The following is an 18,386-nucleotide window of genomic DNA, read 5'->3' as shown; positions in this document are numbered from 1 at the left end:
ACTTATCTATATGCTCAGTAGGAGACTTAATGGAAAAACTGACTCAATCGCTGGCTTCAAAATTCAACCGCTTACAACGTCGATTCGAATCCATCTTAGAAAATGATTTCGATCAAAAAGTGGAAGAGTCCGAACGTCGCGCGGCTTTTGAAGTGTCCCGTGATCTTAGCTTGGTGCGCGGTCTTTCGCTAGGTTTGCCTAAAGACAACATTGATCGCGCCATCGTGGTTTTCTCTCGCCTCGCGATGCTTTTTGATGCTGGCATCTTATTAGAAAATAATGATGGCCAATGGCGCGCCCAAGCCTCGTTCCAGCAAGGACAAACTCAGCTTTTAAAGAACGCTAATGGCAAACTATGGATTCAACTGCCACCGATGACCATGTTAAGTGTGCTAAAAACGTCCTCCTCACAAATGTTAGAAAAGTTGCAACTTTCACATCTTGATCCGCAAAATAAAACCACGTGCTTGCTGGTGAAGGTCACACCTGATTTTGCCTTCATTTTATTTTCTAGCCTCGCGGATCTTTGGTTGAAAGAACACATCGAACACGTGCGTACCGAACTGATCAACGGTTTTGCGGACTAAAGAGTCATCCATGACAGACGCCGGACAAGTTTACACGATTTATATTCTTTCAGATTCCACCGGCGAAACCGCGGCGACGATGATTCGGGCGGCGTTAGTGCAATATTCCTCTAAAGAAATCAATATCGTCCGCTGTAAAAACGTGCGCACCGAAATGCAAGCCGAAGCCGTGATCGAAGAATGTTTCGAGCGTCGCGGAATGCTGGCCTACACCGTCGCAAGCCAACAACTGCGAGCCAAAATTCGCGAACTCGCATCAGGCAAAGGCATTCCCTATTATGATCTTTTAGGCCCGTTGCTGGGAACTTTGGACACCTTTTTTGGGGTGCATTCCGAATCTCACGTGGGTGCTTTACGTGCGGTGGATGAAAGATACTTTAAGCGCATTGAAGCCATCGAGTACACGGTGAAGCATGACGATGGAAAAACTTTTGCCGAGCTTGATAAGGCCGACATCGTGCTCGTGGGTATTTCCAGAACCAGTAAAACTCCGCTGTCCATTTTCTTAAGCCATAAAGGTTGGAAAGTGGCTAACGTTCCCTTGGTTTTAGATACTCCGTTGCCAGAAGAATTGTCTAAAGTGGATCAACGCCGTATCGTGGGCTTGATCATTGATATGGATTCGTTACAGCGTATTCGTAAAAGTCGTTTAGAAAAATTTGGCCAGGATCCAGGGGGCTCTTACGCTTCCATGAGCCACATTGCCAAAGAAATTGAATACGCCGAAAAGATCTTTAAACAGAATCGTCGCTGGCCCGTTTTTAACGTCACCGAACGTGCCTTGGAAGAAACCGCGAGTGAAATCGTGCGTATCATCGCGGCTCGCCTGGGCTTACCTGACAGCGTGATCTTTTAAAAGCGAGTTTATAGAACTCGCTTACTTGCCTGAACCTTCAAAATTCCATCTTGGATTTTTAAACTCATTTTGTCTTCGCGCGAGCTTTCAAAACTCATTTCAAAGTTTTCGACCTCTGGCAAATTCATTTCGATCAGCGGAATAGCAGCGTCCAAAGTTTTGTTCCCGACACGCACTTGTTTTGAAGGGTAAAAAGTCAAGGTGCAAGAGGCGGCATCAACTTTGCGTCCGCACCTTACAAGTACGCTGCCATCAATAGCTTCTACATCTAAGTCATTTTGTACATCGAAGTGATCCATGAAGCCTTGCAGGCGGCCCTGGTACTGTTCATTGATCAGAACAACCACCTTTTCTGGACGATGAAAAACCGCCACAGAATCTGCCGCTGCCTGAGCAAAAGAGGCTGAGATCAACACAAGCAAAGATAAAATAACCGGTTTCATGGAACCTCCCTAAGATTTTAAGATTTGAGGACCAAATTTTCATAAAATGTTTCAAAAGGCATCAAAGAAGTGTTTCTGTCGCACCCGGCCTCTTGCGTTTAAGGTGGATTACCTAGGAAAAGGCTCTATACTTTCGTTATGTTTTCATTCAGATGTTTTAAGACCGTCATTGCCATTGCATTTCTTCTTTCGGGAGCCATGGCCTGGTCCGCACCTCTGTCGGCAGAGGACGTTTTTCAAAAGCTCAGACCCTTAGCCGCCGAGGCCTCGCATCCGACGGTCTTTAAAAACAAATCGCAAATCATCGTGACGCTTCCGTCGGACAAGGAACGCGACGATGACAAAAAGGAATGGGTTTTTTCAAGCGTAACGGCCGAAGTGAATGCCCAAAACAAAGTTCCACAAATTTACATCGAAACGCAAAACTGCAATATCAAGCACAAAGACCTTGATGTCGCAAAAATGCAAAAACGACTGCAGCAACAAATTAGGTTCGTATCGGCAGCTGTCTTCGGAACGGGTTTTGAATTAAATGGCGAACGTTATTTTAAAGAGCTCGGTCCTCACTGGAAAAAGTTTTCGCACGTGAAGATCAAAGAACAAGTGCCCGGAGTGAAGTTTATGCGTATCGCTCGCAGCCCATCTAAGTGCGATGGCCGCGAGGGATACCGATTTCGTTACGATTTTTTCTTGTAAAAGATCCCGCAGAAGCTTTACCGAAAACGGATTAAGGACAACCTTTGCCCCAGGTATTTGCGGTCTTATCGCCAATACCAAAGTGCAAACCTGTGCTGCCATAATATCCTAAAGCACGCAGACGGCCGGCTTTACGCCATTTACAAAGCTGCGCGTGGCCTTTTTCCATATCCTTCATCGTTGAAAAACGAACATCAACGGAAGTACCAAAGGGATGACGTCCTGCTGCCCCGCCCACATTGGCATTGTAGGGTTCAGGTCTCCACCAGTTATAAATTTGATAAACAGCGATCCCCATTTTTTCTAATTCGCTGACAAGCTTCACTGCTTGATAAGCATTTTTCCACGTGGCTTCATCCGGGTGAACCAATTGATGAGGCATGGTGCTGCCATAAGTACAAGTGAACGTCGATTTGCTGCTTGGATTTGGACGAGTCAATTGTTGGCACCATTTCGTGCTGCCTGTGGCGCTGACGCAACCACTGACAAATTTATCCACTTTCGCATTGCCCGTTTTGACCACGCCGATTTGCGTGCTGGAAGCGCGCGTGCAACCGTAAGGGAAAATAATTTCTTCGAAGTTAAGACCATCATCATGCGCATGTTCGTGATCGTGTTCATCGACTGCCACGTCCGGCAATGTGGAGTCAATAGCTTGGCTTGAATCATCTGTTACGATATCGCCATTATCAAGAATTAGGGGTTGTGTCTGTCCCTGACAACCTAAAAGAAAAAATCCTACAGTCAGAGCAAGCACCGTACGCTCAAAATTTTTTAATAGAGTCATAAGTCCTCACCGTGTGATTTGTGTGAGGAACTCATCGGGTCACCGACCCAATGAAACAACGAGGCTTTAGGAGAGAGTTTGTGTATTTATGAAACGTGGCTGGACCTAAGTAGGTCGCTAATCCGAGCGACGGACACGTATCAAGCGGAGCTACGAAATAGAAATATTTGAACTCTATACGGAACTTGCAAAATAAAAAAGCGGTCTCAGAGGACCGCTTTTTTATGGATGAAAAGTCCCCTTCTAACCAAGGAGACTTTTATGGATAGATACCCCACACAAGGTACTATTCGGTTTTTCAAAGAACTTCTTAAGCTGGTTATTTTAGCCATCCTGGCATTTTGTGGGCACGCTTATCACTAAAGCAAGCGCGAATGAAACTCGATGTGGTTTTCAACGAAGCTAGAAATAAAATAATAGCTGTGGTCGTAACCTTCGCGCATATTCACTTCTAATTTTTGACTAGCTTCTTTGCAGGCTTTCGTAAGATTGTCCGTCAGCAGCTGACCTTTAGTTAAAAACTCATCGTCACCGCCTTGATCCACCAGTAACGCTTGTGGATGACGTTTGCCACTGCGAACAAGCTCCGTCGCATCATGCTCGGCCCATACAGTTTTATTTTCACCTAAATATCCCGTAAATGCTTTCACTCCCCAAGGAGCATTCACCGGGTTGACGATGGGTGAAAACGCCGAAACTGAAACAAACTTTTGCGGATGGCGCAGACCCAATGTCAAAGCTCCATGACCGCCCATGGAATGACCAAAGATAGAAATTTTATTTGCGGGAACATTAAATTCTTTTTGAATCAATGAATGCAATTCATCCGCGATGTATGTTTCCATGCGATAGTGATCTCTGTATCCCGGCGTCGTGGCATCGAGATAAAAGCTTGCGCCCGATCCGAAATCCCAAGAGTCATGTTCTTGCGGCAACTGCAATCCACGCGGTGAAGTGTCAGGACAAATGACCATCAAACCTTTTTCAGCCAGTACTTTTTGTGCGCCCGCCTTGGTGATGAAATTTTCATCCGTGCAAGTCAATCCCGACAACCAGATCAGGCAACCGCGAACGGGGCCTGCCGGAATAAAAGTGGAAAACTTCATTTTGGTTTTAGTCGAAACTGATTCGTGTTCCCAAAATTGGGTTTTACCTTCAAAAGTTTTGTGAGTTTTTAAAACTTGCATGAATTAAGCCTCGTGCATCTTGATCACACTGCGAATGCTTTTACCTTCGTGCATGTAATCAAAAGCTTTGTTGATGTCTTCTAACGGCATTGTGAATGTGACCATGTCGTCGATATTTATCGCGCCCGACATATATTGATCCACATAACCGGGAAGCTCAGTGCGACCTTTAACGCCCCCAAATGCAGACCCTTTCCACACACGACCCGTCACTAACTGAAACGGACGAGTTGAAATCTCTTGTCCCGCTCCCGCCACACCGATCACGATAGATTGGCCCCAGCCACGGTGCGCGCACTCTAAAGCGGCGCGCATTAACTGTACGTTGCCCACACATTCAAATGAATAATCGACACCCCATTCCGTCATTTCAACAATGACTTGCTGAATAGGTTTGTCGTGTTTTTTTGGATTCACAAAATCAGTGGCGCCAAATTTTTTCGCCATTTCCCATTTTTCATCATTGATGTCGATCGCGATGATGCGCGAAGCACCCGCCATCTTAGCACCTTGAATCACAGAAAGTCCGATACCACCCAAACCGAATACGGCCACGGTCGCACCTTTTTCAACTTTCGCCGTATTTAGAACCGCACCGATACCTGTTGTGACACCACAACCAAGTAAGCACACTTTATCCAGTGGCGCATTGGGATTGATTTTCGCCAACGCGATTTCAGGAACTACGGTGTATTCTGCAAATGTGGAACAACCCATGTAATGATGAATCATTTTGCCGTCTTTAGAAAAACGAGAAGTCCCATCGGGCATCAAGCCTTTTCCTTGAGTGGAACGGATGCGCACGCAAAGATTTGTTTTACCGGAAAGACAGAATTTACATTCGCGACATTCGGGAGTGTAAAGCGGAATCACGTGATCGCCTTTTTTCAAAGTCGTCACTCCCTCGCCCACTTCCATCACAATTCCGCCACCTTCGTGGCCCAAGATCACCGGGAAAAGACCCTCAGGATCTGCACCCGAAAGAGTGAAAGAATCTGTATGACAAACGCCCGTCGCCATGACCTTAATCAGAACTTCACCCTTTTTCGGACCTTCAAGATCAATTTCTTCAATAGACAGGGGTGTGTTCGGTTTCCAAGCAACGGCCGCTTTAATTTTCATACAAACTCCAGAAAATAACAGATTAAAAAGTTTTAAGGAGTTTGAAATTCAAGAGCCAAAGAGTCAAGCCATAGCCATAAATTGAAAACGGAGAGATTAAAAAATACGCGAAACCGAGGGTCGTTCAAAAATGTCCAGATGCAAGGCGGAGGATTCGCGCTGCCACGCAGACGTACTCGCAGTACGCCGGAGAGCAAGTGCGAACCGCACAACGCAGTCAGATGGCCGTTTTTCAACGGCCCGTCAGCCTTTTTCCTGTTGGGCCATAGTTTGGTAGAAGACTTCTACCAACGCTTTATTTTCCGAACCCTTACGGAAATAGAACATCAAATCTATTTCATAATGCATGTCTTTGACGTACACGCGATTTAAGCGACCCGAACGAACTTGTTTTTTAATGGAATGTGCGGGCAGAAATCCCCACCCCAAACCAAGCTCAATCACGCGCTTCAAAGTCCCCACGTTGGCCGATTCAAAGACCGCTGGCACTTCGATGTTTGCAGACTTCATTTTTTCGTTCACCAGATTATTAAAGCCCGGGAATTCATCGGTGAAATTCACCAAAGGAAACTCGCCCAGTTCTTTCAAGCTGATTTGCTGAGGCATTTTTTCATCTTTGTTAGATCCAACAAGCCACATTTCTTCTTTGGCTACAAATTTTTGTTCGCAGCCATCAAGCTCCGTCCCGAACTCTTCTTTCACATCCGGAAGAATCAAAATATCGTAACTGCCTTTTTTGAAACTTTTAATAAGGTCTTCGCCCCGGCCATAATCGACCTTTAACATCAGCTCTGGGTTGTGGCGCATCAGTCGTCCCACGATGGGACTCATCAAGTGCAGGCCTAAGGAGTTCAAAGTTCCAATGCGCAATTGACCCTTCATGTGATTGCCGATGGATTTAATGGCGATTTCCGCTTGTTGTGTCAGATTGATAATTTTCTTAGCGTATTCGTATAAGACCTCCCCTTGAGGAGTGGCTTTAATCGATCTTACGCCTCTTACCAGCAACTCTACACCTAGATCTTCCTCTAGGTTGCGAATTTGCTGAGAAACCGCCGGTTGGGTCAAGTAAAGCTTGTCAGCCGCCGCTGTCATACTGCCCTCACTAATGACTGTCACAAATGTTGTCAGCTGATATAAGTTCTTCACCGGATTTTTCTCCTTTGAGCTTTGAACACAGGCGATTTTGTTATTATACTTAATAAAAATTCTACTCCGACAGCGTCGGAGTGTAAATAAACCAGCCGAGGTCTGCATGAAGTTACGTTTGTTCGCATCGCTCGCCATCATTCTACTCAGTTTTAGCGCTCAAGCAAAAGTCTTTCGTAATGCCTACATCGCTTTTGAAATGCCCGAGACTTGGAAATGCAACCTGGAACAAACCGAATGGGTCTGCCGAAGCGAGCAAACCAAAGAATCTAAAGAAGCCATCATCATCTTAACGGCTAAAGAAGTCGGTCCCACGGACACCTTTGCTCTTTATGAGTCTCACTTAAACTCTCCGATTGCTTTGACCGGTCGTGGCGGCTCAGGAGAGTCTAAAATCGTTTATAAGGCCAAAAGTGTTCAAATCAATGACCAAACCTGGATCGACTCCCTTCACTTGGGGTCGGAAGTCGGGAACTATTTCACCCGTTACTTGGCGACGATCAAAGATAAAATCGCGATCCTTGTCACCTTCAGTGCACACAAGCAATATTACACGAAATACAGCCAAGACTTCTTTAAAGCGGTCATGAGTCTGCGAGTAATCGCGTCGAAAAATCTGTTGATGAAGCCCGAATTAGGACCTATTCGTCCCGGTTCTGAAACATTGGGGGGCCCGATTGGATCCGCCATGCCAGCGGATATGCTTCAAGGTGATGGCATGGAAGAAGCCAAAGGTGGCAACAAGACCCTGCTTCTGCTAGGCGCTTTAATCCTTGCCGCCTTAGGAGCGATCATCTTCCTTCGCGCTAAAAAGAAAAAGAAAAAATAAGCCGCCTCATTCTTTACTGAATTCAAAAAGCCTCGTCACTAAAGCGGGGCTTTTTTATTTGAGCCCTCTCTCAATTCTTTGCCCCTTAGCAAACTTCCCCCCTAAAAAAACCAATCCCATTGCATCACTTTAGGCTCGCCCTTAAGTTGGAAAAGATTCTTAAAAGGAAGGAAGCTTTATGAAAAAACAATCTGTCATTTTATCTGCAACTTTGATGGCCCTGCTCATGGGCTGTAGTTCCAAGCCGACCGAGCCCACCGCCATTCACCCGCAAGCTCCGGTAGAGGGCAGCGTGACTCCCCCGGCACCACCGCCACCACATGATCATCATCATCATGACCACGAACATCCGCCAGCGCCCCCAGAGGCTCTTAAAGCTTGCGAAAACAAAAAGCAGGATGAAAAGTGTATGTTTCAAACCCCTCGCAAAGATGTTATTCGTGGAACTTGTCTGCCGCACGGACCGGAGGCCAAGCTAGAATGTCATCCCCAACCACCTAAGAAAAAATAAAAAAAGCCCCGCATTGTCGTGCGGGGCTTTTTAATTTTATAAATATTCAATACTTATTTAATTCTGACAATTTCTGGTTTGTATTTTTCAAATTGCGCCGCGATCTTTTCATCGCCATACACCAAAACTTTCACGTTTTGAGAGTTTAACGCTTTTTTGATCGCCGCATGCGCCTCTTTGGCGGAAATTGACGAAACCGTTTTGTTATAGTTGGTCAGATAATCAATCGAGATCCCGTAAAAATCCAACGCCAACAAATTGTAAGCCAAACGGTCTGCCGTTTCGATCGCTCTTGGGAACTGGCCAATCAATTGATTGCGTGAAGCCGCGATTTCTTTTTCATCGGCCCCGGTTTCTAGATAGCTCGAAAGCACGGCCAGGGTTTCATCCAAGGTTTTTCCGGCAGATTCATTTTTCGTAAAAGTCGCGATATCAAAACTGCCGCGATCTTTCCTAGCCTCAAAGCTTGAACTGATGGAATAGGTCAAACCCAGATCATCACGCACCTTCTGATTTAAGCGGCTTGCAAAACCACCCCCTAAAGACTCGTTAGCTAAGCGCAGCCTTAAGAAGTCATCATTGTTGCGCGCAATACCCAGTTCAGAAATGCGGATCTGGGTCTGTTGCAAACCCTTTTTAAGAACGAGTCTCACCCGAATTCCTTCAATCGCAGGCGGCGCTTCCACCTGCACCACCGGAATAGTACGACGAGACCATTTAGAGAAGGCCGCTTGCACTTTGCCTTCAAAGTCGTCACCGAACTTTCCCACCACCGCTAAGGTCGCATTGTTGGGACGATAAAAAGTTAAATAATGACGAATGATTTCTTGTTTGCGCGAAGCTCTTAATCCTTCTTGAGTGCCGTTTTCATCACGACCATAAGGATGATTTCCGAAAAGGAACTGATCCATTTGGCGGTTGGCGTATTCTGACGGGTTGTCGATCTTTTTTTGCAAAGCCGCGCTCATCTGTGCACGAATGCGATTGATCTCGGCGTCCTTAAAGGCCGGATTCATTGTCACATCAGAAAAAAGATCTAACAACGTATCACTTTGCGTACTTAAAGAATCGGCATACACCGTAGTCACATCAGAGCCTGGGTTGATATCTAAAGACGAACCCATCTGACCAAAATCATCGGCAATTTGCATCGCATTGCGCTTGATTGTGCCCTGCTCTAACAAGTACGCCGTCAAAGAGTTTAAACCCGCAAGGTTGGCGGCCTCTTGCATCGTGCCCGTCTTAAACATCATCGTCATACTTACGCGAGGCAAGGAAGTATCGCGGATATAATAAATTTTTAAACCATTTTCTAAAGTCACTTCTTTAAACGGTTGTAATTGGAAAGTGCTGGTTCCCTTCGATACATATCCCGCCGGCGGCGCATCCGTTTTTTTAGATGAAGAGCTTGAGCAAGAAACCAAAGGTAAAACGAAAAGTGGCGTCAGAGAAAATATAAACAGTCTTTTCATGGCTTATTGTTCCTTTTTCTCTTTCGGCTGCAGAGTCACAATCGATCTTTGCGTTTGCTGAGTGTAGGCGTTCATAACACGCTTAATATCTTCCGCAGTGACGGCTTGGTATTTTTCTAAATCCGTGAACAGACTTTGATAAGAACCGGTCACGATTTCGTTGACGGCCAACGAACGCGCCTTTCCGTCCATGGTTTTTAAAGAATCCACCATGTCTTTCATGACCAAGGTTTTTGCTTTTTCAAGCTCTTGCGGAGTCACAAGTTGATTGCGCAGTTTCCAGATTTCGTTATAGACGATTTCTAAAGATTCTTGCGTATCAAGACCGGGTTTTACATTCACCCCCACACCCAAGATGCCAGAATCAATCATGGCATAGTTATAAGCGTACGCCGAGGTCGCGATTTGTTTTTGATAAACTAAGCGCTTGTGCAAACGACTGGATGTTCCCGCACCTAAGATACTAGCCGCTAAATCCAAAGCGTACATATCTGCATGCCCTTGCTTAGGGCTTTGGAAAGACACAACGAAGGATTTATTTTGCACATCTTTACGCACAATCGTATTGCGTTGGATTTTTTGTTCCGGCTCTGCGTCGTATTTTCTTTCCGGCAATGGTTTTGCCGGAAGGCTGCCGTAATATTTTTCAATCAGGCTTTTTACTTTCGCCGTTTTAAAGTCACCAACCACAACCAGAACTGCGTTGTTGGGCACATAGAAAGTGTTATAGAAGTAACGAAGTTTTTCGACATCATAAGCTTCGATGTCTTTCATATAACCGATGACCGGCCACTTATAGGGGTGAGTTTTAAAGATGGTCCCCATCATCACTTCGCGCACTAAGCCCATCGGGTTGTTATCCACGCGCCACCGACGTTCTTCTTTAACGACTTCTTTTTCGCTCTTAAGATCTTCTGGACTAAGAGCGAGAGAACTCATACGATCCACTTCCATATCCATCACCAGTTCTAATTTTGAACTTGGCAGATTTTCATAAAAGCCCGTGTAGTCGTTCGTGGTGAAGGCATTATTGGTGATTCCATTTTCATGGAAAATACGGTCAAAAGCTTTACCGTCATATTTTTTAGCCCCCTTAAACATCATGTGTTCAAGCATGTGGGCGGCCCCCGTGGTTCCCAGTTTTTCATCGCGCGAGCCTACGCGATACCAAGTGTGATAGCTGACCATGGGAACGGTGTGATCTTCTAAAAGCAACACCGTTAAACCGTTGGCCAGTGTGAATTTGGTGACCGGCAGATCGATTTTTAATTCAGCCGTATTCGTCCAATTTTTAATAGTGCCAATGATGTCGGTAGCTCCGGGCTGCGCGGCGGCAGGAGACGACGGATTTGCGGGCGCCGGAACGGGATCAACGGCGTGAGCCGATACGGACAATAGCAGGCCCAATATTAATACAAAGACGCGATTCATAGTTGCTCCTATTGCGTAATAGTTTGGGCGCAAGCAACTTTGAACTCAAGAATGTTTGAATAGATAAGACTTATGTAGAGGAACTGCTTCAGCTCCGCGGCCCGAGGCCGCTGCGCTCTGCCGGCCCAGCCGCTATTGAACCACAAAATCAGAGAAGAAAACGTCTTTCACGACGCCCCGGTGAAGGATGCCATTGACCTCACCAGCTATCTTATCTTTCAAAAAAAGCTTCCCTTGGATGCTATCGAGTTCGGAAAAATTTTTCTCATTTAACAAACGCACGATACGGTCCCGGGCTTTGGCGCGGTTTTCAGGCTCCATCACTTCTTCATAGCCTTCCTTACCCAGCATTTGCAGATTCACACCAACACGGATGGTGCGCTTTGGCTCGCCTCCCAGATTCACCGTGAACGAATCCATAGTGTAAATCAAAGGGCCAGCTTCAGATTCATCGGCGACAGAGGCCAATTCACGCGAAGCATCTTCTTCAGAGATGGAAGGACTCTCCCAACCGATTGTCGAGGCATAAACCATATAGGCCCCACCACCCATGACGGAAAGATTGATGACGGCAAATACGATTTGCATAATCATCGCGGTGTTCTTGGGTTTCGGAGCGGGAGCTTGTGCTTCAGACATTCATGACCTCGTATAGAAAAGATATCGGAGGGATAGGCCAAGGTCTTAAGATGTAAGGCTGCTCTTATTTGCACTTTATGTTGACCAAAGCGTCTAAGCTTTGGACATCCAGGTCCAGAGACTTGACAAGTCTCACATGTCTCAGCGCATAATAATACATATGAGATTATTCCTCACGGGTTTTGCTTTATCTTTGATTCCGTTTGCGGCGATGGCAGATGACACACGTATTCCTACGTCTCAAACTGAGGCGATTGAAGTTTTGCCAGATTCGCTTCTGCAAATCTCTGAGACGGACGCATTTTCCAAATACGTTTTCTTGGTAGACAAAGAAAAACGCAAACTCTCCGTTTTTGAGCGCAATGGCGAAAATATCAAAAAAGTGGATGAATACCCGACAGACATCGGCAAAATGGGTGGCAACAAAACCAAGCGCGATGACCACAAAACTCCTGAAGGTATTTATTTCTTAGAAAAAAAATTAGCTCAACCAGAGATCCCGCATAGCCTTTATGGCGTAATGGCTTTCACCACGAACTACCCTAATCTTTTTGATAAGCGCGAAAACAAAACCGGCTCCGGCATCTGGCTTCATGCGATTCCGGACACCGTGGCTTTAACTCGCGGCTCACGCGGTTGCGTCGTGGTACGTAACGAAGTCATCAAAAAGTTAGAAGATTACATCAAACTACGTGAAACACCGATTTTAATCTTTGATCACGTCAACTATGTAACACGTGACGAACATGACAAACGCCGAAAAGCCTTAAGCACTTTCGTTGAAAGCTGGCGCCAAGCCTGGGAAAATCAAGATATCGAAAAATACATGAGCTTTTACGCGGCTGATTTTAAAGCTCCCGGATTTGATCGCAGCAGTTGGAAGGCTCACAAATCGAAATTGAAAACTCAGTATGAGTTTATCAAAGTCGGTCTTTCTCAGCCCTACATCGTTCAACACAACGAACAGTTATTAGTTAAAACTTTGCAGCGCTACGAATCTGATAAACACGTCGACTATGGCGTAAAAACTATTTACGCGATCAAATCGGGCGATACCTTCCAAATTATTCGTGAAGAATGGCAACCGTTCAGCCAAAAAAGCGTGACGGCAGCGATTGCTCGCGAAAGCTCCCTGACGAATCAAAACTCTCAAGCGAACAGCAGCAATTAATTATTGAAATACGCGCGTGCAAGAACGCGCGTGGTAGATTCTTTCTAAACTTTCAATGCGTTTAGAAATCTCCGTCATCCCTTGCAAACGATTTTTACGAAACACAAATATACGACCTTGATTGATGGCCTTCATTTTTTCATAAAGAAAGATCATCACGGGTTCCATATATTGAAACATCGACATCATTAAGGCTGATCCATAAAGCGTGACTTGCCCATGCGCGATGTAAGGGTTCACGGAAAGTGCTCCCCCATCTAATCCAAACCAAGCCAAGGGAACACCCAAAGCAAAAGAAGTCAGAACAGCATTGCGAAGCAGATTCCAACGCGGCTTTAACTTTTCCCATGTTCGAGCTTGGCTGCCCAGTTTTCGCACGTCCACTTCATTATTGGTGGCACCGTATAAAGTCCCATCGCCGGCCCCAATTTCTTTCATAAACGCGGTGGCGCGAGCTGCCGCCTCTTCGCTAGTACCACACATCGTGGAACATGAATCTAAAATCACATGGGCGTCGACTTCCATCCGACCTCGCAACGGCCTTAGCACTTGCTTTAAATCTTGATCGGCACCGCTCGCATCAAATCTCCCTAAACTTTGCAGCAAGGTTTGTGACTGGTCCGCCGATTTCAGCGTGCTGCCATGGGTGGCAATAATAAGATGGCTGACGGTTTCACCGGGGTTTAAGGCCTTTTCTAATTGGGTGACAACGGCATGACGAACGGCTTTTTCATTGGCAAAAAAACGGCGGCTTTGCGCCTTCACCAGCGCAATCCGCTTGCCGGGTAAAGAAGTCTTTAGAAAGTCCAACATCAGTTCCCGTCCTTCACGCGTGAAGGCTTGGCCGTCTTCCACGAAAATATAAAGCACCACGGAGGAATGCTCTTGCGCAGGGCTTGCGGAAGAGAAAAATAAAAACCCCATAAAAAGAGTAAAAAAGATTTTAAACACGTCCTTGTCGCTGCAAGGTCAATACCCAGCTTAAAAGCGATTAACGCCACCTTTAGTCCCCTTTGATCACCGGTTAAACAGATCGTGGCCAATAATGGCGCTTCGGGTTTCTTAGCGCACTCATAAACATTTTATGCGCTTTATCGCAGGCATAAGAATGGCAACACCACCGTTATGGAGGTCTTGAGTGTCGTTGGTTTTAAAGTGTCTCATTTTGGGAATGCTGTTCGCCTTTGCGGGCATGCCTTCGGCTATGGCCGACACAGATTATAGCGATACGGATCTGCAGTATCTGATGGCCCGTTACGAAATTTTGCGCACCTCAAATCTCGTGAACGAAAAACAACTGGATTTCACGATCGACTGTCTTAAAAACCCCTCGCAAAAAAAAATCCCCCAACTTATTTCTTGGGGAAGTGCCGACGGCGTTTTGGTCACTTTAGATTGCGCGCGGATCCGCTCGCACGGTGCGATCGCTCTGGCTGAAAAAAACTTTCCTAAGATGCGCCAGGCCTTGATCTTAAGCCAGCCGTCGAAAAGACTTTTTATGGTTCCCGATGGGGGAATCGTCGCGGAATCTCTTGATGCCGAACTTGATTTACAAGTGAACTTCATCCCATTTCATCCTTACGGCCTCAGTGTCCCAACTAACTTTTTAAGACATATTTACGACGCTTCGTTATTTCAATTGGCCGACTTACCTGTGATCACCGAGCATGAAAAAGAATTCTATCGTGATTTACAGAACCGGTATTCCCGCCAGTTCTGTCAGGAATACATGGCGAATCTGGCGGGTTATATCGCAAATAAAAAAAGCACACCCGCTATTTTAGAAAACCTGATCCCCGCAAGTCATCCCTTGCTGTCAGATAAAAACGTGTGCGAAAGTTTTATGTTACAACGAGTTTCCATTTACGATCGCCAAGACCTTTCTATACGCGAGAAAAAAGCGCTGAACTTATTGCGCCAAGAATACTTCAAATACTCAAGTCAACGCCGCCAGGAGATCCGCCAGCAAGCGCATCAAGAGTACTTAAATCTTATCACGGCTTCTCCACTGCTCATGTTTATGACCTCCGCCCATCCCTCTGATCAAGAATGGCTTGAGGCCTTAGAAAAAGTAAAAGCCAATGGCGACATCCGAGCCCTGGTAAACTTGTCAGAAGACGACATGCAATTAGTTGAATTATTAAGCCAAGATTTAAAGTCCCTGTCCGCTTTAGCTCCGGATGTAAAATCAAAATTAGGCGAAGCACTAAAAGATCTTTTGCAAAATCCTTACGGACAAGACCAAGCATTCAATGTTTTACAAAGAAAATTTCCCACTCTTACAGAAGCGCACAAAGAATCCGCATTACGCCTGCAATCCGAATGGGATGCGGAGTATGCCCTTCATCGTAATATCAAGATGGTGGTGGCGACAGGGGCTGCGGGAATCTGCTTTATCCCGGCAGCCCGCATGGTCGGCCTGGCCACTGCCGTCATATTAAAACGTGGCTGCATGGCCGTGACCGGCTTACCAGTGAATGCTTACGTATTTATTCACAATACAATGATGTATGAACGAAGACTGGGAATGCTCTTAAGCACCTTTGATAGCAGCGCTAATATCGCCGACCTGAATCTTTTAAATCGTGAAAAAAGAGCCTTTGTTTTTGCTTCCCTGCTTTTACCCGTGGGCATGCAAGTGGAAGCTCTAGGCCAGACGTCACAGGTTTTGGTTAAAAAACTGAGCCACGTTCACTAAGACTCTAAAACTAAAAAACCCTCTTCCTTGAGAGAAGAGGGTCTGAAAATTCAATCATTCAAATTTTAAAACTAGTGAGCTTCTTCTTCATTGGAAGAGTTTTTACCATCGATGGTAAAAGTCTCAACATTGTGAGCAAGATCTGGAAGAGAATCCAAATGCTTTTTTAGCTCTTCTTTAGACATCTCGCCAACAGATACGTTGCGTTCGATCATTCTGCTATCAAATTTCAAATTCTTATTAGCTTGAGCCAAAGACATAAAATCCCCTTTTCCAAAGAACCCAAAGATATAACTAAATTACCCCAAGGTGTCAAAACCCCGGAGATGTTACTCTGTTACCACCGCAGCGGTTCTGCATAGCGTCATGGGGCTTAGTTCCAATATTTGGGCGGCTTATCGTCTTTTTCATTATCAACGACCAGGCGTAAATTCCGCCCTTTGCCTTTGGCCTTCTGGCGACGCTTCCACTCATTGCGATCCATGAAGTCTTTACCCTTTAAGCAGATAAAGCCGGCGGCCAAGCCACCCAGATGGGCTAAGTAAGCCACTTCCCCGCCACTCACGCTGGAGGTCATCATCGAGGCAAACTGGATCACCCCCATCAAGGCCACAAACCAACGTGTTTTCATTGGAAAGAGCATGAAGAAATAAACCACCCGGTCACCAAAGATCAGACCTTGCGCCAAAAGCAATCCAAAGACGGCCCCCGAAGCGCCAATCACCGGCACGATCAAGCCTGTTTGCGAGCCCGTTGCCAGGGCATAACCCCACACACCCACGCAGTATAAAATCGCCGCCCCAATACCACAGAACAGATAATAGAAGACGAAGAATTTTGTACCCCAGCGCTGTTCAAGCTCGGCGCCAAAGAACCAAAGCATTAGCATGTTAAACAGGATGTGAGTCACCTGCATTGAATGCAGGAACATGTACGAGCCTAATTGCCAGATCTGAAATTCAAAAAGAACTTTGCCTGGATAAAGACTAAATATGGAAGTGAATGGAAAATGCAGAAATCTTTCCAAGATGACTTGAAAAACAAACCACACGGCCACGTTCACGATAAGCAACCACTTCACTGCCGGAGTGAATGGCGCTGTTTGAAAAGTCACGCCTCTGTTCATTTTTTTAAAATACTCCAAAGCTTCTCGTAAGTCTGCTCAAGGCTTTCGACCAAGACCTTTGTCTCAGCAATGAGTGGAAAGAAGTTCACATCTCCCGCCCACCTTGGAATCACATGATAATGCAAATGTTCCGGAATTCCCGCTCCGGCCACGGCCCCATGATTCAGCCCTAAGTTGATTCCACCAGGCTCATACACATCCATCAAAGCTTTCATCACTTTGCGAATCGTGTGCTGTAAATCATTGAACTCGGCCTCAGTCAGCTTCAACAAATCCCCACAGTGTTTTAGTGGCAAAACTAAAACGTGCCCGCTGTTATAAGGAAATTTATTTAGAACCACCATGGAATGTTCAGTTTTATAAACACAAAGAGTGTCCACCGAAGGTACTTCTTTAGCCGCTCGACAAAAGACACACCCCTCAGGCTTAATTAATTTTCGCACGTACTTCATGCGATCAGGGCGAACTAAAACATCACGCTCTAAGGGCCAGATGTTTTTTCCGATTTGGAATTTTCCACCTTCGCCAAGGCTTCGGCGGACAGGCGACTTCTTAATCGCCTTCTTTGTCTTCTTTTTATTTTTTGCCGAAGCTTTCGCAGCAGTGGAGGCCATCTTAACTATTGCTCCCAGAATCCAGGCATCAACAACAAAGGTTGATTCAAGTACTGGCTGCGCAAAACAAACTTCACAGCCCCTTGGATATCATTGCCGAAAGCCTTGCCTTTTAATACATCCGCATAATCGGCCAAGGTGTTAACGTCGTCTTCTTTGTCGCCGCCACCAAGATCAAAGATGCTCATGCGTTTTTTGGGCACTTCGAAAACTTCGTAATCATCACCCAATTTTGCAGTTTCCGCGGCAAGCTTCACCGCATCTTTAAAGAACCCCTCTTGATCGGCAAAGCCCAGCTTCACGGCCGTAGCCCCGGTGAACACGCGACCATCTGCATATTCTGTCACGACCTCTTCTTTTAATTTTCTTTCAGTCATCACGGTCGTTTTAAACTGACCGTAAACTTCGTTGATCATTGTTTGGAATAGCTCGCGCTCATCTTCGCGCATCGAACGGTATTCAGCTCCTGAGTCTTTGAATTTTCCAGAAGTGATGGAATAGCGAGAAATCTTAGCCCAATCATAAAGTTTTTCGATGTTTGCAAATTCCATGATCACACCGATCGAACCCACCAAAGCCCCTGGCGCCACCACCAATTTATCGCAACCCATGGCAGAGTAATAAGCGCCGCTGGCAATGATCCCGGTACAAACACAGATCACCGGTTTTTTAAGCTCATCACGCACGCGCTTAATTTCCGTGTAAATTTCTTGCGAAGGACCGACCGAGCCGCCTGGTGAATTGATGTTTACTAAGATCGCTTTGACCTTGTCTTTTTCAGCGTATTTTTCCAAATTTTTGATGAAGCGTTTGCCGTTTAAAATAACGCCATTCAGTTCTAATTGAAGAATGGTGTTTTTCGCGGTGATCTGTTTTTCTGATTCACCAAAGAAGCCGCCGCTGACCTTAACCAAGACGCCTAAGATGAAGAAAACAAGGATGATGATAGCTAGTTTTTTGTAGAAGCTGTTTTTTTGCTGCATGCAAGACTCCAAAGAGAGCACCGTTCTAGGTGCTACAAATAAAAAAAGGGACCCATCTAGGGTCCCCTTTTATGACTTTGCAGTC

The 18,386-nt window shown here is 45.8% G+C and carries 20 protein-coding genes; 7 read left to right on the top strand and 13 right to left on the bottom strand.

Annotation, left to right across the window (positions count from 1 at the left end; genetic code table 11):
- Positions 1–29: 29 nt before the first annotated feature.
- Positions 30–587: a hypothetical protein gene (locus AZI86_RS17810; protein WP_061836645.1), complete on the top strand. Its 558-nt coding sequence runs from the start codon at positions 30–32 to the stop codon at positions 585–587.
- Positions 588–597: 10 nt separating this feature from the next.
- Positions 598–1,443 carry a pyruvate, water dikinase regulatory protein gene (locus AZI86_RS17805; protein ID WP_061836644.1) on the top strand — a complete coding sequence of 282 codons (846 nt, stop codon included), beginning with the start codon at positions 598–600 and terminating at the stop codon, positions 1,441–1,443.
- An 8-nt stretch (positions 1,444–1,451) separates the two neighbouring features.
- Here the strand turns inward: AZI86_RS17805 and AZI86_RS17800 are convergent, their stop codons facing one another.
- Entirely contained in the window at positions 1,452–1,886 is a 435-nt protein-coding gene (locus AZI86_RS17800; RefSeq protein ID WP_061836643.1) for a hypothetical protein, read from the bottom strand.
- A 138-nt stretch (positions 1,887–2,024) separates the two neighbouring features.
- Here AZI86_RS17800 and AZI86_RS17795 point away from each other — a divergent pair, with 138 nt between their 5' ends.
- Positions 2,025–2,582 carry a hypothetical protein gene (locus tag AZI86_RS17795; protein WP_061836642.1) on the top strand — a complete coding sequence of 186 codons (558 nt, stop codon included), beginning with the start codon at positions 2,025–2,027 and terminating at the stop codon, positions 2,580–2,582.
- Positions 2,583–2,613: 31 nt separating this feature from the next.
- On the opposite strand, the gene AZI86_RS17790 is transcribed toward AZI86_RS17795, so the two are convergent.
- From AZI86_RS17790 to AZI86_RS17775, 4 genes are all read right to left on the bottom strand, one after another.
- Positions 2,614–3,369 (bottom strand): hypothetical protein, encoded by a 756-nt coding sequence (locus AZI86_RS17790; protein ID WP_061836641.1) that lies wholly within the window; start codon positions 3,367–3,369, stop codon positions 2,614–2,616.
- Between the two features lie 359 nt (positions 3,370–3,728).
- Positions 3,729–4,556: an S-formylglutathione hydrolase gene (gene fghA, locus AZI86_RS17785; RefSeq protein ID WP_061836640.1), complete on the bottom strand. Its 828-nt coding sequence runs from the start codon at positions 4,554–4,556 to the stop codon at positions 3,729–3,731.
- 3 nt (positions 4,557–4,559) lie between these two features.
- Positions 4,560–5,678, bottom strand: coding sequence for an S-(hydroxymethyl)glutathione dehydrogenase/class III alcohol dehydrogenase (locus tag AZI86_RS17780; protein WP_061836639.1), 1,119 nt, complete (start codon positions 5,676–5,678; stop codon positions 4,560–4,562).
- 243 nt (positions 5,679–5,921) lie between these two features.
- Positions 5,922–6,827: a LysR family transcriptional regulator gene (locus AZI86_RS17775; RefSeq protein ID WP_061836638.1), complete on the bottom strand. Its 906-nt coding sequence runs from the start codon at positions 6,825–6,827 to the stop codon at positions 5,922–5,924.
- 106 nt (positions 6,828–6,933) lie between these two features.
- Between AZI86_RS17775 and AZI86_RS17770 the strand changes: the two genes are divergently transcribed.
- Positions 6,934–7,656, top strand: coding sequence for a hypothetical protein (locus tag AZI86_RS17770; protein WP_061836637.1), 723 nt, complete (start codon positions 6,934–6,936; stop codon positions 7,654–7,656).
- A gap of 178 nt (positions 7,657–7,834) precedes the next feature.
- Positions 7,835–8,167 (top strand): hypothetical protein, encoded by a 333-nt coding sequence (locus AZI86_RS17765; protein WP_061836636.1) that lies wholly within the window; start codon positions 7,835–7,837, stop codon positions 8,165–8,167.
- Between the two features lie 53 nt (positions 8,168–8,220).
- Here the strand turns inward: AZI86_RS17765 and AZI86_RS17760 are convergent, their stop codons facing one another.
- The 3 genes from AZI86_RS17760 to AZI86_RS17750 all read right to left on the bottom strand — a co-directional run bounded on the left by AZI86_RS17760 (position 8,221) and on the right by AZI86_RS17750 (position 11,709).
- Entirely contained in the window at positions 8,221–9,639 is a 1,419-nt protein-coding gene (locus AZI86_RS17760; RefSeq protein WP_061836635.1) for a M16 family metallopeptidase, read from the bottom strand.
- Positions 9,640–9,642: 3 nt separating this feature from the next.
- Positions 9,643–11,070, bottom strand: coding sequence for a M16 family metallopeptidase (locus tag AZI86_RS17755; RefSeq protein ID WP_061836634.1), 1,428 nt, complete (start codon positions 11,068–11,070; stop codon positions 9,643–9,645).
- A gap of 132 nt (positions 11,071–11,202) precedes the next feature.
- A complete protein-coding gene (locus AZI86_RS17750; RefSeq protein WP_061836633.1) occupies positions 11,203–11,709 on the bottom strand; it encodes a flagellar basal body-associated FliL family protein in 507 nt (168 codons plus the stop codon).
- 160 nt (positions 11,710–11,869) lie between these two features.
- Between AZI86_RS17750 and AZI86_RS17745 the strand changes: the two genes are divergently transcribed.
- A complete protein-coding gene (locus tag AZI86_RS17745) occupies positions 11,870–12,880 on the top strand; it encodes a L,D-transpeptidase family protein (protein ID WP_061836632.1) in 1,011 nt (336 codons plus the stop codon).
- On the opposite strand, the gene AZI86_RS17740 is transcribed toward AZI86_RS17745, so the two are convergent.
- Entirely contained in the window at positions 12,881–13,804 is a 924-nt protein-coding gene (locus AZI86_RS17740; RefSeq protein WP_157684760.1) for a hypothetical protein, read from the bottom strand.
- Positions 13,805–14,018: 214 nt separating this feature from the next.
- Here AZI86_RS17740 and AZI86_RS17735 point away from each other — a divergent pair, with 214 nt between their 5' ends.
- Positions 14,019–15,578: a hypothetical protein gene (locus tag AZI86_RS17735; RefSeq protein WP_061836630.1), complete on the top strand. Its 1,560-nt coding sequence runs from the start codon at positions 14,019–14,021 to the stop codon at positions 15,576–15,578.
- Positions 15,579–15,649: 71 nt separating this feature from the next.
- Here the strand turns inward: AZI86_RS17735 and AZI86_RS17730 are convergent, their stop codons facing one another.
- The 4 genes from AZI86_RS17730 to sppA form a co-directional block, all read right to left on the bottom strand.
- Complete coding sequence (locus AZI86_RS17730; protein WP_061836629.1) at positions 15,650–15,838, bottom strand: hypothetical protein; 189 nt, start codon at positions 15,836–15,838, stop codon at positions 15,650–15,652.
- Between the two features lie 113 nt (positions 15,839–15,951).
- Complete coding sequence (locus AZI86_RS17725; protein WP_253716009.1) at positions 15,952–16,704, bottom strand: rhomboid family intramembrane serine protease; 753 nt, start codon at positions 16,702–16,704, stop codon at positions 15,952–15,954.
- Positions 16,701–17,318: an HIT family protein gene (locus AZI86_RS17720; RefSeq protein WP_061836628.1), complete on the bottom strand. Its 618-nt coding sequence runs from the start codon at positions 17,316–17,318 to the stop codon at positions 16,701–16,703. The genes AZI86_RS17725 and AZI86_RS17720 overlap by 4 nt, the downstream gene beginning before the upstream one ends.
- Before the next feature lie 5 nt (positions 17,319–17,323).
- Positions 17,324–18,301 carry a signal peptide peptidase SppA gene (sppA, locus tag AZI86_RS17715; protein WP_061836627.1) on the bottom strand — a complete coding sequence of 326 codons (978 nt, stop codon included), beginning with the start codon at positions 18,299–18,301 and terminating at the stop codon, positions 17,324–17,326.
- Positions 18,302–18,386: the final 85 nt, after the last annotated feature.

Origin of the sequence: Bdellovibrio bacteriovorus (genome assembly GCF_001592735.1) — a bacterium.
Taxonomy (GTDB): domain Bacteria; phylum Bdellovibrionota; class Bdellovibrionia; order Bdellovibrionales; family Bdellovibrionaceae; genus Bdellovibrio; species Bdellovibrio bacteriovorus_D.
Note: the sequence above shows the minus strand (reverse complement) of the source record. Positions and strands in the feature narration are given on the sequence as shown.

Excerpts from the sequence above, each read along its gene's own strand:
- AZI86_RS17810 (WP_061836645.1), top strand. The coding sequence starts at position 30 with ATGGAAAAACTGACTCAATCGCTGGCTTCAAAATTCAACCGCTTACAA.
- AZI86_RS17805 (WP_061836644.1), top strand. The coding sequence starts at position 598 with ATGACAGACGCCGGACAAGTTTACACGATTTATATTCTTTCAGATTCC.
- AZI86_RS17800 (WP_061836643.1), bottom strand. The coding sequence starts at position 1,886 with ATGAAACCGGTTATTTTATCTTTGCTTGTGTTGATCTCAGCCTCTTTT.
- AZI86_RS17795 (WP_061836642.1), top strand. The coding sequence starts at position 2,025 with ATGTTTTCATTCAGATGTTTTAAGACCGTCATTGCCATTGCATTTCTT.
- AZI86_RS17790 (WP_061836641.1), bottom strand. The coding sequence starts at position 3,369 with ATGACTCTATTAAAAAATTTTGAGCGTACGGTGCTTGCTCTGACTGTA.
- fghA (WP_061836640.1), bottom strand. The coding sequence starts at position 4,556 with ATGCAAGTTTTAAAAACTCACAAAACTTTTGAAGGTAAAACCCAATTT.
- AZI86_RS17780 (WP_061836639.1), bottom strand. The coding sequence starts at position 5,678 with ATGAAAATTAAAGCGGCCGTTGCTTGGAAACCGAACACACCCCTGTCT.
- AZI86_RS17770 (WP_061836637.1), top strand. The coding sequence starts at position 6,934 with ATGAAGTTACGTTTGTTCGCATCGCTCGCCATCATTCTACTCAGTTTT.
- AZI86_RS17765 (WP_061836636.1), top strand. The coding sequence starts at position 7,835 with ATGAAAAAACAATCTGTCATTTTATCTGCAACTTTGATGGCCCTGCTC.
- AZI86_RS17760 (WP_061836635.1), bottom strand. The coding sequence starts at position 9,639 with ATGAAAAGACTGTTTATATTTTCTCTGACGCCACTTTTCGTTTTACCT.
- AZI86_RS17755 (WP_061836634.1), bottom strand. The coding sequence starts at position 11,070 with ATGAATCGCGTCTTTGTATTAATATTGGGCCTGCTATTGTCCGTATCG.
- AZI86_RS17750 (WP_061836633.1), bottom strand. The coding sequence starts at position 11,709 with ATGTCTGAAGCACAAGCTCCCGCTCCGAAACCCAAGAACACCGCGATG.
- AZI86_RS17745 (WP_061836632.1), top strand. The coding sequence starts at position 11,870 with ATGAGATTATTCCTCACGGGTTTTGCTTTATCTTTGATTCCGTTTGCG.
- AZI86_RS17740 (WP_157684760.1), bottom strand. The coding sequence starts at position 13,804 with ATGGGGTTTTTATTTTTCTCTTCCGCAAGCCCTGCGCAAGAGCATTCC.
- AZI86_RS17730 (WP_061836629.1), bottom strand. The coding sequence starts at position 15,838 with ATGTCTTTGGCTCAAGCTAATAAGAATTTGAAATTTGATAGCAGAATG.
- AZI86_RS17725 (WP_253716009.1), bottom strand. The coding sequence starts at position 16,704 with ATGAACAGAGGCGTGACTTTTCAAACAGCGCCATTCACTCCGGCAGTG.
- AZI86_RS17720 (WP_061836628.1), bottom strand. The coding sequence starts at position 17,318 with ATGGCCTCCACTGCTGCGAAAGCTTCGGCAAAAAATAAAAAGAAGACA.
- sppA (WP_061836627.1), bottom strand. The coding sequence starts at position 18,301 with ATGCAGCAAAAAAACAGCTTCTACAAAAAACTAGCTATCATCATCCTT.